The sequence below is a fragment of the Ostreiculturibacter nitratireducens genome (assembly GCF_032670585.1).
GTDB classification, from domain to species: Bacteria; Pseudomonadota; Alphaproteobacteria; order Rhodobacterales; family Rhodobacteraceae; genus Ostreiculturibacter; species Ostreiculturibacter nitratireducens.
On the sequence record NZ_JAVQHL010000001.1, the window covers coordinates 687,212 to 703,278 of the forward strand.

Annotated in this window: 14 protein-coding genes; 7 read left to right on the top strand and 7 right to left on the bottom strand. The window is 64.0% G+C overall.

Going from position 1 to position 16,067, the window contains the following annotated elements; translation table 11 throughout:
• The first annotated feature begins 51 nt into the window (after positions 1–51).
• Positions 52–1,305: a tyrosine--tRNA ligase gene (gene tyrS, locus ABCN56_RS03240; RefSeq protein WP_343079330.1), complete on the top strand. Its 1,254-nt coding sequence runs from the start codon at positions 52–54 to the stop codon at positions 1,303–1,305.
• 36 nt (positions 1,306–1,341) lie between these two features.
• Here tyrS and ABCN56_RS03245 read toward each other — a convergent pair whose 3' ends face one another.
• The 3 genes from ABCN56_RS03245 to ABCN56_RS03255 form a co-directional block, all read right to left on the bottom strand.
• A complete protein-coding gene (locus ABCN56_RS03245) occupies positions 1,342–2,304 on the bottom strand; it encodes a DUF3179 domain-containing protein (RefSeq protein ID WP_343079331.1) in 963 nt (320 codons plus the stop codon).
• An 81-nt stretch (positions 2,305–2,385) separates the two neighbouring features.
• Positions 2,386–2,964, bottom strand: coding sequence for a peptidylprolyl isomerase (locus ABCN56_RS03250; RefSeq protein ID WP_343079332.1), 579 nt, complete (start codon positions 2,962–2,964; stop codon positions 2,386–2,388).
• The gene (locus ABCN56_RS03255) at positions 2,957–3,463 is read right to left on the bottom strand and encodes a peptidylprolyl isomerase (protein WP_343079333.1); all 507 of its coding nucleotides are present in this window, start codon (positions 3,461–3,463) and stop codon (positions 2,957–2,959) included. The genes ABCN56_RS03250 and ABCN56_RS03255 overlap by 8 nt, the downstream gene beginning before the upstream one ends.
• A 142-nt stretch (positions 3,464–3,605) precedes the next feature.
• On the opposite strand from ABCN56_RS03255, the gene ABCN56_RS03260 reads away from it, so the two are divergent.
• The 6 genes from ABCN56_RS03260 to ABCN56_RS03285 all read left to right on the top strand — a co-directional run bounded on the left by ABCN56_RS03260 (position 3,606) and on the right by ABCN56_RS03285 (position 10,190).
• Positions 3,606–4,802 carry a phosphoglycerate kinase gene (locus tag ABCN56_RS03260; protein WP_343079334.1) on the top strand — a complete coding sequence of 399 codons (1,197 nt, stop codon included), beginning with the start codon at positions 3,606–3,608 and terminating at the stop codon, positions 4,800–4,802.
• A 217-nt stretch (positions 4,803–5,019) separates the two neighbouring features.
• Positions 5,020–5,949, top strand: coding sequence for a class I fructose-bisphosphate aldolase (locus tag ABCN56_RS03265; protein WP_343079335.1), 930 nt, complete (start codon positions 5,020–5,022; stop codon positions 5,947–5,949).
• 114 nt (positions 5,950–6,063) lie between these two features.
• Complete coding sequence (locus ABCN56_RS03270) at positions 6,064–6,366, top strand: FtsB family cell division protein (protein WP_343079336.1); 303 nt, start codon at positions 6,064–6,066, stop codon at positions 6,364–6,366.
• 145 nt (positions 6,367–6,511) lie between these two features.
• Entirely contained in the window at positions 6,512–7,501 is a 990-nt protein-coding gene (pdhA, locus tag ABCN56_RS03275) for a pyruvate dehydrogenase (acetyl-transferring) E1 component subunit alpha (RefSeq protein ID WP_343079337.1), read from the top strand.
• 12 nt (positions 7,502–7,513) lie between these two features.
• Positions 7,514–8,887 carry a pyruvate dehydrogenase complex E1 component subunit beta gene (locus ABCN56_RS03280; protein ID WP_343079338.1) on the top strand — a complete coding sequence of 458 codons (1,374 nt, stop codon included), beginning with the start codon at positions 7,514–7,516 and terminating at the stop codon, positions 8,885–8,887.
• 10 nt (positions 8,888–8,897) lie between these two features.
• The gene (locus ABCN56_RS03285; RefSeq protein ID WP_343079339.1) at positions 8,898–10,190 is read left to right on the top strand and encodes a pyruvate dehydrogenase complex dihydrolipoamide acetyltransferase; all 1,293 of its coding nucleotides are present in this window, start codon (positions 8,898–8,900) and stop codon (positions 10,188–10,190) included.
• A gap of 65 nt (positions 10,191–10,255) precedes the next feature.
• Here the strand turns inward: ABCN56_RS03285 and cysE are convergent, their stop codons facing one another.
• The 4 genes from cysE to ABCN56_RS03300 are packed head-to-tail and all read right to left on the bottom strand — an operon-like array spanning position 10,256 to position 16,064.
• Entirely contained in the window at positions 10,256–11,062 is an 807-nt protein-coding gene (gene cysE / locus ABCN56_RS03290; protein ID WP_343079340.1) for a serine O-acetyltransferase, read from the bottom strand.
• A 51-nt stretch (positions 11,063–11,113) separates the two neighbouring features.
• Positions 11,114–11,446 carry a DUF7742 family protein gene (locus tag ABCN56_RS19725; protein ID WP_484214017.1) on the bottom strand — a complete coding sequence of 111 codons (333 nt, stop codon included), beginning with the start codon at positions 11,444–11,446 and terminating at the stop codon, positions 11,114–11,116.
• A 3-nt stretch (positions 11,447–11,449) separates the two neighbouring features.
• Positions 11,450–12,160, bottom strand: coding sequence for a DUF2793 domain-containing protein (locus ABCN56_RS03295; RefSeq protein WP_343079341.1), 711 nt, complete (start codon positions 12,158–12,160; stop codon positions 11,450–11,452).
• Positions 12,153–16,064, bottom strand: coding sequence for a baseplate multidomain protein megatron (locus tag ABCN56_RS03300; RefSeq protein WP_343079342.1), 3,912 nt, complete (start codon positions 16,062–16,064; stop codon positions 12,153–12,155). Before ABCN56_RS03300 ends, ABCN56_RS03295 begins: the two co-directional genes overlap by 8 nt.
• Positions 16,065–16,067 lie beyond the last annotated feature (3 nt).

Genomic DNA, 16,067 nt, shown 5'->3' on the forward strand with positions numbered 1-16,067 from the left:
TTGACGCCCCCGAAGCTATAGGGGCAAGCGCAGAGAATGGGGCAAGACGCGATGACCTACCACCCGAAATCCGATTTCATGCGCGTGATGATCGAGCGCGGCTTCCTGGCCGACTGCACGGATTATCAGGGGCTGGACGAGGCTTTGGCCAAGGGCGTCGTGCCGGCCTATATCGGCTTCGATGCCACGGCGAAATCGCTGCATGTCGGTTCCCTGATCCAGATCATGATGCTGCGGTGGCTCCAGAAGACGGGCCACAAGCCGATCGTCCTGATGGGCGGAGGCACGACGAAGGTTGGCGACCCGTCCTTCCGTGCGGAAGAGCGGCCGCTTCTGTCCGAGGCCGAGATCGACGCGAACATCGACGGGATCCGGAAGGTGTTTTCGAGCTACGTGACCTTCGGGTCGGGCAAGACCGACGCAATGATGGTCAACAACGCCGAGTGGCTCGACGACCTGAACTACCTCGAGTTTCTGCGGGACATCGGGCGGCATTTCAGCGTGAACCGGATGCTTTCGTTCGAGAGCGTGAAATCGCGGCTCGACCGGGAGCAGTCGCTGTCGTTCCTCGAATTCAACTACATGATCCTCCAGGCCTATGACTTCCTGGAGCTGAACCGGCGTTACGGCTGCCTTCTCCAGATGGGCGGCTCGGACCAATGGGGCAACATCGTCAACGGGATCGACCTGACGCGTCGGGTGCTCGACCGGGAAATATTCGGGCTGACCTCGCCGCTTCTGACAACGTCGGATGGCAAGAAGATGGGCAAGAGCGCAACCGGGGCCGTCTGGCTCAACGCCGAGATGCTCTCGCCCTACGAGTTCTGGCAGTTCTGGCGGAACACGACGGACGCGGATGTGGGCCGGTTCCTGAAGCTCTACACCGAACTTCCGCTGGAAGAATGCGCGCGGCTCGGTGCGCTGGAAGGTTCCGAGGTCAACGCGGCGAAGATCATCCTCGCGAACGAGGTCACGCGGCTCGCGCATGGGCCGGAAGCGGCGGCGGCGGCCGAGGCGACGGCGCGCGAGGTCTTCGAGAAGGGCGGCGTGGGTGAGGACCTGCCGACGCTGGTCCTGAGCGCGGCGGAGATCGCGGGCGGGATTTCGCTGGCGCAACTGGTGCTGCGCTCGGGCCTCGCCAAGACCGGCAAGGACGCGAAGCGGCTCATTGCCGAGGGCGGCGCGCGTGTGAACGACGTCATCGCAACCGATCCGGGGCAGATGTTCGGCGCAGAAGACCTAGCCGAACCGGTGAAGCTTACCGCTGGCAAGAAGCGGCACGCGCTGGTCACGTTGGCGGACTGAGCCGGCCGGCGCAGGGATCTCCTCGGGGTTCCGGCCTCACCGGCCGAGCATCCATTCCCCGTCGGGCCAGAAGGCATGGAAGGCGAAGGCGAACATGACGTCATGGGGCAGGTCGCGCCCCTTGGTGTCACGCACCCGGACCTGTCCCACGTCCCTCCCCTCGCCGATCCGACCGGCGTCGAGCGCGGAAGCGTTCCCCGCGCGCCAGCTGAGCGTTACCCCGCCCTCGCGGATCTCCCCCGCTTCGGAGAGCCTTTCGAGCGGCCAGGCGCGATCACCGACCCGCACGACACGCGCGAGCGCGTGGATCCCGTGGGGCGGTTCCTCTCCGGAGTAGAGGAAGGGCCGGCGCGAGGAATCGTAGCCGACATAGGGATTGCGTCCGTAGCTGCGGCCCCAGTCGGGCTCGTCCATCACGAGGCCATCGGGGTTCCGGGTGCGGAAGCCTTCCCAGCTTTCCATCCAGGTCGGTAGGCTGCGGAGTTGCGTCCCCGTGTACACGCCGACAATGCCTTTCCCCATCGCCTGTTGCCACCAGCTTTCCGTTTCGCGGTCATACATCACCATGTCGGAATTCCTGAGCTTTCCAGTGACGCCGAAGGTCAGTACGCGGTCGTCGACCCGTCGATCGAAGGTCAGGGCCGAATTGCAGAGCGGGCAGAAAGTCACCGCGAGCGGCACGCCCCCGACCGTATCGTTCACGATTTCGTGCCAGGTCAGGTATCGGATCGGGTATGCCCGGGGCGCGGCTCCTTCGATCTCCACGGCGACAACCGGCTCGAGCGGGTCGAGGCGGGTCTCCCCGGCAACCGGAATCATGGCGGGATCGCTCAGCGCGGGTATGCCGTCGCGCGGAGGTCCGCCCGAAATGATCTCGTCAAAGGGAACGTCGGCCTGCGAGAAATCCGTGAGCGGGAACTCCCTCGCCCAGCTGTGCGGATCCGCCAGGGCCGTGGCACCGAAACAGGCAAACACGGCGGCAAGTAGGAAGCGTGGCATTCTGACCCTCCCGATGCAGGGGAGAGTGTCGCAAGGGGGACGGTCTTGCGACAGCCCCCCTCGCGGAAAGATGAAGCTCAGTTACTCGGCCACGCTCACGCTGACCATGTAGTCGGGCTCGGTCACGGAGCCATTTGCCGCCGGATCGCCCTTCTTGATCGCGTCGACGACTTCCATCCCCGAAACGACCTGACCGAAGACGGTGTACTGGCCGTCGAGGTGCGGAGCCGCGTCGAACATGATGAAGAACTGGCTGTTCGCCGAGTTCGGGTCCATGGCGCGGGCCATGCCGACGGTGCCACGTTCGAACGGAACGTCGGAGAATTCGGCCGCGACGTTAGGCTTTTGCGATCCGCCCGCGCCGGCCATCGACAGGTCGCCGCCTTGTCTGCCGAATTCCACGTCGCCGGTCTGGGCCATGAAGCCCTCGATCACGCGGTGGAAGACCACACCGTTATATGCGCCCTCCGAGGCGAGCGCGGTGATCTGTGCGACGTGCTGGGGCGCGACGTCGGGGAGAAGGTCGATCACGATGGTCCCTGACGTGGAGCCTGCGACCTCGATCACGAGGTTCGGGCCCGGCCCATCCTCGGCCGCGAAGGCCGGGGCGGACAGCGCGAGCGCAAGCGCCGCGCCGGCGAGGAAACGGTGGTCAGGCATCGGCCGCCACCTTGACGCTGATCATCCGGTCGGGGTTCGCCGGCGGCTCGCCACGAGCGATCTTGTCCACATGCTCCATGCCCGAGATCACGCGGCCGTAGACCGTGTATTGCCCGTTCAGGAAGTGGTTGTCCTTGAAGTTGATGAAGAACTGCGAGTTCGCCGAGTTCGGGTTCGACGAGCGCGCGGCGCCGATCGTGCCGCGGTCATGCGGGATGCGGGAGAACTCGGCCGGGAGGTTCGGCAGGTCCGAACCGCCGGTACCGGCCATGCGCGGGTTCCAGCCCTTTTCCATGTTGGCGTTCGCCACGTCGCCGGTCTGGGCCATGAAGCCCTCGATGACGCGGTGGAAGGCGACGTTGTCGTAAAGACCGGCGCGGGCCAGTTCCTTCATCCGCTCGCAGTGCTTCGGCGCGATTTCGGTCAGAAGTTCGATGACCACCGGGCCGTCCTTCAGCTCGATGATGATCGCGTTCTCGGGGTCCTTGATTTCGGCCATTCGGGCCCTCCTTTCGTTCGCGCGAGACACTAGAGCGGGGTGCGGCCCAAGGGAAGGGCAAAGCGCCGCGGGGGGCGCTGTTGACGGCGCGGACCGGATCGGCGATTTGGGAAGTGGCACCTGCGGCGGGAAAGGATTGGCAATGGCCTGGAAGACCCTCGACGACATCGACCTGAAGGGAAAGGTCGTGCTGACGCGCGTAGACATCAACGTGCCGGTCGAGGACGGCCGTGTCACGGACGCAACGCGGATCGAGAAGATCGTGCCGACGGTCAAGGATATCCTCGCGCGTGGCGGCAAACCCGTGCTTCTCGCGCATTTCGGCCGGCCCAAGGGCAAGGTCGTGCCGGAGATGAGCCTGAAGATCACGCTGCCCGCGCTGGAAGCGGCGCTGGGCCGCACCGTGCGTTTCGCCGAAGACTGCATCGGAGCCCCGGCGAAGAAGGCAGTGGCGGCGCTTGGCGAGGGTGAGGTGCTGCTGCTGGAGAACACGCGTTTCCAGCCGGGCGAAGAAAAGAACGATCCCGGCATGGCGGCGGCGCTGGCCGCGCTGGGCGATGTCTACGTGAACGATGCGTTTTCCGCAGCACACCGCGCGCATGCCTCGACCGAGGCGATCGCGCATCTGCTGCCTGCGGCCGCCGGTCGGCTGATGGAGGCCGAACTGAAAGCGCTTGAGCGCGCGCTCGGCAAACCGGAGCGGCCGGTCGTCGCCGTCGTCGGCGGTGCCAAGGTTTCGACCAAGCTCGACCTCCTCACGAACCTCGTCGAGAAGGTCGACTACCTCGTCATCGGCGGCGGCATGGCCAACACCTTCCTCCTCTCCAAGGGGATCGAGGTCGGCAAGTCGCTCGCGGAGCGCGACATGGCCGGAACCGCGGGAGAGATCTTCCGCAAATCGCTGGACGTGGGCTGCGAGATCGTGCTTCCGGACGATGCCGTTGTCGCGCGGGAATTCAAGGCGGGGGCGGAGTCGCAAGTGGTGCGCGCCGATGCCTGCCCCGATGACGCGATGATCCTCGATGCGGGACCGGAAGCGGTGAAACGCATCGTGGGCGTGTTCGAGGTCTGCAAGACCCTGATCTGGAATGGCCCTCTCGGCGCCTTCGAGATCGAACCCTTCGACACCGCGACCAACGCGGCGGCTGCGAAGGCGGCGGAACTGACCCGGGCGGGCAAGCTCGTTTCCGTGGCGGGCGGTGGCGACACGGTCGCTGCGCTGAACAAGGCAGGTGTCGCCAACGACTTCAGCTACATCTCGACGGCCGGCGGCGCCTTCCTCGAATGGATGGAAGGCAAGGAACTGCCCGGCGTGGCGGCCCTCGACCAGGGCGCCTGAGGATCGGGGGCCTTCGGGCCCCCTTTTCGTTTCCGAAGCGAGGGCAATTCCCTGGCGATCAGTTGATTACCCATGAGGTGGCTGCGGCGAGGCTGCCGCAGCCGTCAGTATCCGATGGAATCTCGTTCAAGCGGCGAATGTTAGCGCCACCATCGTTGCATGGACCCCGGTGCCCGACTATTCGGGTTTCATGACCGTGCCAAAGGAGTGAGCCAGCATGCGTGCAACGAGGACCGTCCAGAAGATCCTTGCCAACTACGAGGGCGAGACGCCCGGCGTTAAGGCGAACCTCTGCCGCATGCTCATGGAAGGCAAGCTCGGCGGCACCGGCAAGATGATCATACTCCCCGTCGACCAGGGCTTCGAGCATGGCCCCGCGCGGAGCTTCGCGGCCAACCCGGCGGGTTACGACCCCCATTACCATTACCAGCTGGCAATCGATGCGGGGCTCAATGCCTATGCCGCGCCGCTGGGCATGCTGGAGGCCGGCGCCGACACCTATGCCGGCCAGATCCCGACGATCCTGAAGGCCAACAGCGCAAATTCGCTGATGTCGGACACGGCCGGGAAGAACCAGGCGGTGACCGCGAGCGTGGCGGATGCGCTGCGCCTCGGCTGCTCGGCGATCGGCTTCACGATCTACCCAGGCTCGGACATGGCGCTCGACATGTTCGAAGAGATCCGGGAGATGCGCGAGGAAGCGGCGGCGGTCGGGATCCCGACGGTGATCTGGTCCTACCCGCGCGGCGAAGCGATTTCGAAGGACGGCGAAACGGCGATTGACATCGCTGCCTATGCCGCACAGATCGCGGCGCTTCTGGGCGCCCATATCATCAAGATCAAGCTGTCGACCGATCACCTCGAACTGCCCGAGGCCAAGAAGGTCTACGAAAAGGAAAACATCGACATCTCCACTCAGGCAGCGCGGGTGGCGCACTGCATGCAGGCCGCCTTCAACGGCCGGCGGATCGTCGTCTTCTCGGGCGGCGCGAAGAAGGGTGCCGACAGCGTCTATGACGATGCCCGCGCGATCCGCGACGGCGGTGGCAACGGCTCCATCATCGGGCGCAACTCGTTCCAGCGGCCGCGCGAGGAAGCTCTCGCGATGCTGGGCAAGCTCGTGGACATCTACCGCGGCAAGGCCTGAGACCCAGGCGACGATCAGACATCGGGGAATTCCCAACAAGGGGATTCCCTTCGCGAATCGTCTGTGGCATGATTCGCCCGATCCGCCCATGAGAGGCGGACGGACGAGGCAGAGATGAGCGAAACCCGCACCACCCCAACCTTGGGAACATTCGTGTTTTTCGCCCTGGCGATCCTCTTCGGCGGGTACTTCACGTTTGCTGCCGTACAGGGTGACTACGGCGTCTTTCGCCGCGTCCAGATCGACGCCGAGGCGAAGGCGCTCAAGACCGAGCGGGACCGGCTTGCGGCTGAGGTCGCAAGAATGGAAAACCTCACGCTGCGCCTGTCGGACACCTATCTCGACCTCGATCTTCTGGACGAGCAGGCGCGGGACGTCCTCGGCGTCATCCGCGCCGACGAGATCGTCATCCGCTGACCGCCTGCCTTCAGCTGAGACGCCGACAAGCCCCGAACCGGTTCGGGTCAATTTCCCGCGATTTTTCGGCTACCGTTGAGAGGCAGAATGCGTTATATGATAGTTTAACGTTGAACTATTTTCCAGCGCACGGAGGGTCGCGGACATGGCCGCACGAAAAGCCCAAGCCAAATCAAATACTTCCGGAGAAGAACTGCTCGAGTATTACCGCGAAATGCTGCTGATCCGGCGATTCGAGGAAAAGGCGGGGCAGCTCTACGGCATGGGGCTGATCGGCGGGTTCTGCCACCTTTACATCGGGCAGGAAGCCGTCGTCGTGGGCCTCGAAGCCGCGGCCGAAGAGGGCGACAAACGCATCACCTCCTACCGCGACCACGGCCACATGCTGGCCTGCGGGATGGACCCGAAGGGCGTGATGGCGGAGCTTACCGGCCGCGAGGGCGGCTATTCGAAGGGCAAGGGCGGCTCGATGCACATGTTCTCGAAGGACCGCCACTTCTATGGCGGCCACGGCATCGTCGGCGCGCAGGTGCCGCTGGGCGCTGGTCTGGCGTTCGCTGACAAGTACAAGGGCAACGGGCGCGTGACCTTCACGTATTTCGGCGATGGCGCGGCGAACCAGGGCCAGGTCTACGAGACCTACAACATGGCCCAGCTGTGGAACCTGCCCGTGATCTTCGTGATCGAGAACAACCAGTACGCGATGGGCACGAGCGTCAAGCGATCGACGAAGAGCCCGAGCCTTTGGGAACGAGGCGCCGCCTATGGCATCAAGGGCGAGGCCGTCGACGGAATGGACGTTCTGGCCGTCAAGGCGGCCGGCGAGCGCGCCGTCGCGGCCTGCCGGGCGGGCGACGGGCCCTACATCCTCGAAGTGATGACCTACCGCTATCGGGGCCATTCGATGTCTGACCCAGCGAAGTACCGCACGCGGGAGGAAGTGCAGAAGATCCGCGAGGAACGTGACGCGATCGAGCATGTGCGCGACCTTCTGCTTCAGGGCAAGCATGCCACCGACGAGGACCTCAAGGCGATCGACAAGGAGATCAAGGCGATCGTGAACGAGGCGGCGGAATTCTCGAAGGAAAGCCCGGAGCCGGATCTGTCCGAGCTCTGGACGGATATCTACGCGTAAGGGGGACGAGGGATGGCTACCGAAATTCTTATGCCCGCGCTGTCGCCCACGATGGAGGAAGGCACGCTTGCGAAATGGCTGGTGAAGGAGGGCGACGCCGTCACCTCCGGACAGATCATCGCGGAGATCGAAACCGACAAGGCGACGATGGAGTTCGAAGCGGTCGATGAAGGGATCGTTGGCAAGATCCTCGTTTCGCAGGGTACCGAAGGGGTGAAGGTGAACACGCCCATCGCAGTTCTGGTGGAAGAAGGCGAAAGCGTCGAGGCGGCGACCGCTCCGAAGGCCGAGGCGGCGCCCGCCGCGCCCAAGGCAGAGGCCCCTGCCCCTGCCCCGGCCGCCGCGACGGCCGCTCCGGCGGCGCCGGCGCCCGACACTTCGCCCGACTGGCCCGCGGGCACGGAGATGAAGACCATGACGGTCCGCGAGGCGCTGCGCGAGGCGATGGCCGAGGAGATGAAGCGCGACGAGGACGTCTACCTCATGGGCGAGGAAGTCGGCGAGTACCAGGGCGCCTACAAGATCAGCCAGGGGCTTCTCGACGAGTTCGGCGCCCAGCGCGTGATCGATACCCCGATCACCGAGCACGGCTTCGCCGGGATCGCGGTCGGCTCGGCCTTCGGCGGGCTGAAGCCGATCGTCGAATTCATGACCTTCAACTTCGCCATGCAGGCGATAGACCACATAATCAACTCGGCAGCCAAGACGCTCTACATGTCCGGCGGCCAGATGGGATGTCCGATCGTGTTCCGCGGACCGAACGGCGCAGCCGCGCGGGTTGCAGCACAGCACAGCCAGGACTATGCGGCCTGGTATTCTCAGGTCCCGGGCCTGAAGGTCGTCCAACCCTATTCGGCGGCCGACGCCAAGGGCCTTCTCAAGACCGCGATCCGTGACCCCAACCCGGTGATCTTCCTCGAAAACGAGATCCTGTATGGACGGAGCTTCGAGGTTCCCGTGCTGGACGACTTCACCATTCCCTTCGGCAAGGCGAAGATCTGGCGCGAGGGAACCGACGTTACGATCGTCAGCTTCGGCATCGGCATGAGCCACGCGCTGGAGGCCGCGGACAAGCTCGCGGCTGAGGGTATCAGCGCGGAGGTCATCGACCTTCGGACGCTGCGGCCCATCGACTATGACACGGTCCTTGCGTCGGTGATGAAGACGAACCGCTGCGTGACGGTCGAGGAAGGCTGGCCGGTGGGTTCCATCGGCAACCACCTGTCGGCGGTCATCATGGAGCGCGCCTTCGACTATCTCGACGCGCCCGTGATCAACTGCGCCGGCAAGGACGTTCCGATGCCCTATGCGGCGAACCTGGAAAAGCTGGCGCTTGTGACCTCGGATGAGGTCGTGGCGGCGGTGAAAAAAGTCACCTACCGGTAAGGAGGGAAAGATGGCGACCGAAATTCTCATGCCCGCGCTTTCCCCCACGATGGAGGAAGGCACGCTTGCTAAGTGGCTGGTTAAGGAGGGCGATTCCGTGTCCTCCGGTGACATCATTGCCGAGATCGAGACCGACAAGGCGACGATGGAGTTCGAGGCGGTCGACGAGGGCATCGTCGGCAAGATCCTGATCGAGGCAGGGACCGAAGGGGTGAAGGTCAACACCCCGATCGCAATCCTTGTCGAGGAAGGAGAAAGCGTGGAGGCCGCAGCCGCAAAGCCTGCGCCAAAGGCTGACGCCGCAGCTGCGGCGGCTCCCGCACCGTCCGAGGCCCCGGCGATTGCACCGGCGACCGCTGCCCCGGCGGCACCGAGGGTCGAAGGATCTCGGATATTCGCCTCGCCCCTTGCCCGCCGCATAGCCGCTGAGAAGGGCCTCGACCTTGCATCGCTGAAAGGGTCCGGTCCGCATGGCCGGATCGTGAAGGCCGACGTCGAGGCTGCCACGGCGCCCCCCAAGCCTGCCGCCCCGGCCGCTGCCGCTGCCGCCCCTGCGCCCGCTGCCCCAGCACCGGTCAGCGCCAGCGCGGTCGCAAAACTCTACGAGGGCCGCGAATACGAGGAAGTTACGCTCGACGGGATGCGCAAGACGATCGCGGCACGGCTGACCGAGGCCAAGCAGACCATTCCGCATTTCTACCTGCGTCGCGAAGTTCGGCTGGACGCACTGCTTGCGTTCCGGTCGGAACTGAACGCCAAACTTGAGGCACGGGGGGTGAAGCTGTCGGTCAACGACTTCATCATCAAGGCCTGCGCGTTGGCTCTCCAGGCCGTTCCGGACGCCAATGCCGTCTGGGCCGGCGACCGGATCCTGAAGCTTAAGCCCTCCGACGTGGCGGTTGCCGTCGCAATCGATGGAGGGCTGTTCACGCCGGTTCTGAAGGACGCGGAGAAAAAGTCGCTCTCGGCCCTTTCGGCTGAGATGAAGGACCTCGCCGCGCGGGCGCGGTCAAGGAAACTCGCGCCGCACGAGTATCAGGGCGGAAGCTTCGCAATCTCGAACCTTGGCATGTTCGGCATCGAGAACTTCGACGCGGTCATCAACCCGCCGCACGGCGGGATTCTTGCCGTCGGCGCCGGCCTCAGGAAACCGATTGTGAACGATGAGGGCGAGATCGAGGTCGCGACGATGATGTCGATGACACTTTCGGTCGATCACCGGGTGATCGACGGCGCGCTCGGCGCGGACCTGCTGAAGGCGATCGTAGACAATCTCGAAAATCCGATCGCGATGCTGGCCTGAACGAAACGAAGCCAGGAAACGAATGTGCCCGGGCAATTGCCCGGGCCTTTCTGTTTCAGGGTCTGTTAATCTTCGCGGAGTATCTGGTCCATCGTGACTGCCGGCTGCGGGCATCCCGCATCTCCGACGATGCGCGCGGGGACGCCGGCCACGGTCTTGCAGCATGGCACGTCATGGAGCACGACCGATCCTGCTGCGATGCGTGAGTTTGCCCCGATCTTGATGTTGCCAAGGACCTTGGCCCCGGCCCCAATCAACACGCCGTCGCCGATCTTGGGATGACGGTCCTCTTCTTCCTTGCCCGTGCCACCCAGCGTGACCGAATGAAGCATGGAGACGTTGTCCCCAACGACCGCAGTCTCCCCGATCACAATGGAGTGCGCGTGGTCGATCATGACGCCCTTGCCGATGCGCGCAGCAGGGTGGATGTCGACCCCGAACACCTCCGAACAACGCATCTGAACGAAATAGGCCATGTCGAGCCGGCCCTTCATCCAAAGCCAGTGCGCAATGCGATAGGCTGCAACGGCCTGGAACCCCTTGAAGAACAGGATTGGCTGAAGGAACCGATGGCAAGCAGGGTCACGGTCGAAAACGGCGACCAGATCGGCCCGGCCAGCCTGCCCCAGCGAAGGGTCATCCGCGTGAGCCTCATCGGCGATTTCACGCAGTATCTGCTCGCTCATCTCGCCGGATGCGAGTTTCAGCGAGAATCGGTATGCCAGCGCCCGCTCGAGCGTGGGATGGTGCAGGAGGCTCGAATGGACCAGGCCGCCAAGAAGCGGCTCATCGCGAACAGCAGCCTCAGCTTCGTCGCAGATTCGGGACCATACCGGGTCCAGTTTCGCCACTTTGCGTTTTGTTTCAGCCATCGCGCGTTCCTCCGGTCTTCCGTTCCATTTATACTAAATAGGATGGCGCGGTCATCGGGAAAGGCGGGAAGATCGCGATTTCGTGCGGCGGCGCGACGTATGGGCGCGGGACCGGGCAATCAGTTCCGAGATCACAATGGCAATGCATTGGAGATAGTCGGGATCTTTCAGCCCGGGATCTGGGGGGAACGCGGCCATGCGCGCCACCGACATTAGACTTCCGTTCCCCCAGAACGGGTGCACTCGCCCCATCCGCTTGCGGTACAGGTCGGCAACCTGCGCCATGGCAAACATCGACCGGAGCCCCTGGGCCCGGTCCGGCTCCGGCAGCGCGAGAAGAACCCGCGCGGCAGCGGTTACATCCGACTGCAGGACAGGCCGCATGGCTCAGATCGATGGCAGTGTCAGTTCGAGGAAATGAACGGAAAGCCGCACCTGACCGCCGGTGAAGTCCCCACCCGTAGCGGTAAGCTCCAGCGCGGTCGGCGCGTAGTAGGTCAAAGGCGATGAAAGAACCCCATTCGCCCACGATCCTTCCCCTACGCCCAGCCCCGATCCGAAGCGATCCGGCGCGCCGGGTGTCCCGAGCTGCCAAGTGGAAAGCGATCCGGTGATTGCGTTGACGACCCGGGCCGTCACGCCAAGAACCACCGCGTGGCTAGGTATGACGGTTGAAGTCGTCGACACGGCTCCGACGGCGATCGTGTGTTCAATCTCGGCGACGCCCAACCGTGCGCCGGCCCCGAACGGCGACAACGTCACCATGCCGGACCTCCAATTCCCGCCGTCATGCAAAGCCCGCTGACCTTCGTCAGTTATCCAGGCGCTCCACCCGGCCTTCGGAGTGACGAATGCCCATCCGCCGTTGGACCCGATGGCGACCTCGCCGTCATGACCCGCCCAGTCGTTCACGGCACCGTTCGGAACACCGTAGGCCACGCCATCTGAGATCACCGCCGGCGGAGTTGCCAAGACGCGAGAGACCAGAACAAGCTGCACCAGAGCATCCAGCCGCATCATTGCCTCGTTGACCGTCACGTGCTTCTGCGCTTGCGCTGGCTGAAGCAGGGGCAGGTTGAGCTGTGCCGTTTCATCCATTGATTTCGATCCTCGTGAAGGGGCCCGGCCCGAAGCTGTCGGACAGTTGTGCCACGTAAAAGCTGAAGGGGCCGTCGAGGCCGTCAGATGCCTGAGCCATGGCGGAATAGGTCCATGAAGGCGTCAGTAATGTGATCTCGCGGCGGACCGTTGAGCCTTGAACGACCCGCACAAGATAGCGCTCCGATTCCTCGGCAAGCGGCACCTCAAGCGAAAACCAGCTGTCGCCGTCGATCCGGGTGCGCCGGACCCACGACACGGAAATATCCTCGGAGCCCAGGCGCCTCGCTCGAAGATGGCAAGGGGAATATGGGCGCAGTCCGATGCCGGAAAAGGCCCGCACCTCATGCACATAGGTTGCATCGTCATACCCACGAAGCGCCGTCCCGACCCGGTAATGCCGAGCCAATCCGCGCGCGGACAACGGCAGATTGATCTGTCGTGGGCCGTCGTTCAGAAGCACGACGATACTTCCGATGGGCCAGTCGGGCGGCTGTAGCGCATCCGTGCCGGCCTGACCTCGAAGACGGAGGCTCAAATCCCAAACATTCGGCTCGACCAGCGTTGCGGAAGCGAACTGGAACAGCTCCCAGTTGTCGCCATGACCGTCACCGATGGCCGCGAGGTTTGCCCCGTTGAACACCTCCGCAAGATTGGCGGAGGAAAATTCCCCACCAGTCAGTCTCACTCGGAGCGGCGCCCCGCGATCCCAAACCCCTGGCGATGCGGCAAAGAGCGGCGTCAGTGTCTCGCCAATCGCCGATCCCGCTGGGATCAGACTGTTCAACTCATACCCTTCGTCGGCCGTCGATGACCATACAGCGACGCTTCCGGGCCAAGGCACAGCCGCAACGGCGAGATGGGGTGCGTGCGGTACTTCTTCACCCGTAATGAGGGGCAGGTCGAGGAAGATGGGTGTTACCGGCACCGGCGCGACAAAGGCGCGGGGCACGATTCTTTCCTCTGTTTCATCCGAAGGTTCGTAGACACCCCCTTCGACCCTGACCGCCTCGAGGACGAGCGCGCCGGCATGCTCCGCCCGGTCAACCCGGTAGCTGCGTGCGCCTTCCTCGGACACGAGTTCTACTACGTCGCCAGCTCCCAGCCATGACATCGACGGTGGAAGAGCGAAGCGCGCCGTGTCCCTGGCCACCCGCGCTTCGTTCAGCCAGCGCTCGACCGTCCGTTGCGCCTCTGCGCGCGTCAGCGCGAGTGGGAACTCGGTCTGGTCGGTGGTCTTCGGCTCTTCATCAGGGAAGACCGCTTCGACAGCTTTGGTTTCATAGTCTCCCTCTGCTTCGACGTAGGCAAGACGGACCCTGCCTGCGATTTCCGCGTTGGGCGCCCGCTGCGTCTCCGCAGCGCCGTCGATTTCGGCCGTCCTGGCCAGACCATCGGTTGAGAGCCGAGCGTCGACGCGGCCGTCGCGCATCGAGAAGACGAGTTTCCCTTCACGCTCCGCTGCATCGAAGCCATACACGAGCATCAATGGCTGGATCGAAGCCCGTGCCGTTTCCACGTCCGTTACAGAGTAACCGCGTACCACCCCGTGGAGACCATCAGTATCAACCGCCTGGAGACCGGCTTCTAGGCAGATTTCCTCCACCACTTTCGCAACAGGCTGGCCGCTCGTCCGTCCATTGATCCAATGGCCTCGCGAATAGTTCGTACCATCGGACCAGAGCGTGGTGTCGTTTGGGAAAACGGGATAGGGCCGCGCATCCCAGGCCCAGACATGTGCCCGCGACATGTCCACCATCGGCGAACCGTATTCCGTTGAAACGGGATTCTTGGCCGGATCCCCCCAAAAGGCGAACATCGCACGCAAATACTGCATTTGAACGAGGTCATCCCTCCGGCCGTTGGAATAATGCGGGAGGTTCGATTCCGAGGATTTCGGGTCGAGAAACTTGTTTGGCTCGTTGGTGCCCTTGTCGATCGCCGCGCAGCCGATCTCCGTGAACCAGATGGGCTTCGACTCGGGCACCCAATCGGTGGCCGCGGCCTCGCGCACGCCACCGATCCGCTCACGGTGCTCGTTTCGCCACCAATTTCGGATGTCCTTGACGCGCCAGACCCAAGGCTCGCCGTAGGCGCCATCGGTTATCGGAGTCCGGGTCTGCGCGTCACGATGAGCGGGCGCGTCGTAATACCAATCGTACCCTTCGCCACCCTCGATATTGGCCTTCAGGTAATCGAGGCTGTAGATCGCTCCCCATTCTGCGTCCGCGTGAGAGTCACCGTCGCGCCAATCGGAAATCGGCATGTAATTGTCGATCCCGACGAAGTCGATGTTCGGATCCGCCCAGAGTGGATCAAGGTGGTAGCGCAGGTCACCTTCTGGCGTCTGATAGCCGTAGTACTCGGTCCAATCCGCTGCGTATCCGATCCTGCACTCGGGACCGAGTATCGCCCTCACGTCCACCGCAAGCTGCCTCATGGCGGCGACCGTCGGGAACGTGTCCCCGCCACCCCGGATCTGTGTCAGCCCCCGCATTTCAGAACCGATACAAAAGGCGTCTACCCCGCCAGCCACAGCGCAAAGATGGGCGTAATGCAGAATGAACCGCCGATACGACCATTCATCAGGCCCCGTGTAGATGACGGTCGCACCAGAAGCGTCAAAATCCGTGATCGAAGCCGTCCCGAAGAACGCTTCGACCTCCGCGACGGCCGTGCCCGTCCGATCCGGAGTGCCCTCGCGGCCTGGGGCGACGGAACAAGTGATCCTTCCCCGCCAAGGCAGGACAGGCTGCCCCTCCGTCCCGTTCCACGGATCTGGGCGGTCATTCCCGGCGAGCTGGTCCATCAGAATGAACGGATAGAACACGACCGACTGCCCGCCGGCCCTGATCTCCTGGATCGCCTCGATGACCGAGGCATCGGCTGGCGTTCCGCCGTAAACAGACCGTCCATCGACTCTAGGGACTTCCTCTGCAGCTTTTCGTGACAGGCCGGAGACTCTCCAGGGCATTTCCTTGCCGTCCCTCGTCCGGTCCTCGACCTTGGGCTTCAAACTGCATGCTCCGCACCGAAGATCGTCCCCGAACCACGACACGACGAGCGAAACCGAACCACAACCATGAAGTTCCTCGCGCAGTGCTTCCAGAGACGTGGCGAAATCCGTCTTCCCGCTTGGGGAGTTGATGTTGGCCGACCGGTGCAATCCAATCCCGAGGCTGTAGGTCACCGGCGTGGTGGCCAGTGCGTATTCGCCTGTGCCCGGGATCATCGATACTGCTTGAACGCCAGCAGCCAGATCCGCTGGCGCACCCAAGCCTGTGCCCTGCGCCGACCGAATGACCTCGAACGAAAACTGTGGAACACGGTTGCCGAAGCGGCTCAGCGCGAGATCCTCGAATACGACATAGGCAATGCCACGATATGCCGGAGCCTCACCCGCCCCCTCCACGGCCTCGACCTTGGGATCGGGAAGCTGGTCCTCGGATCCCGTGTAGACCCGCATGGTCACATCGTCGCGCGCGATCTCCACACCATCGGCCCAGATACGCCCGACCCGCGTGATCTCGCCCTCGCACAGTGCTATGGCCAGGCTCACGGAGTATGAATACTCGGCGGCCTTGGGCGTTGGCGCGCCCTTCCCCCCGCCCGAGGTCTTCTTCTGCTCCTTGAAGCGTGAGGCCCAGATGATCTGCCCGGAAAGGCGCATGCGCCCCCAGACGCGCCCGACGGGTGTCCCCTCGCTCGCGCCCGTCAGCCGGAACCGGTCAATCCGACCGGTTTCCACCGCTTGCGAGCCTGCCCCGAGCAGGCGCTGGTCGATTACCCGTCCGAGCGTGGCACCGACCGCGCGGCCGATGACGGCGCCAGAGAGTCCAAGGACCGTGCCCCCGAAGCCTGCGCCAACCGCGGCCCCCGCGGCCGAAAGTAGTATCGTCGCCATTGA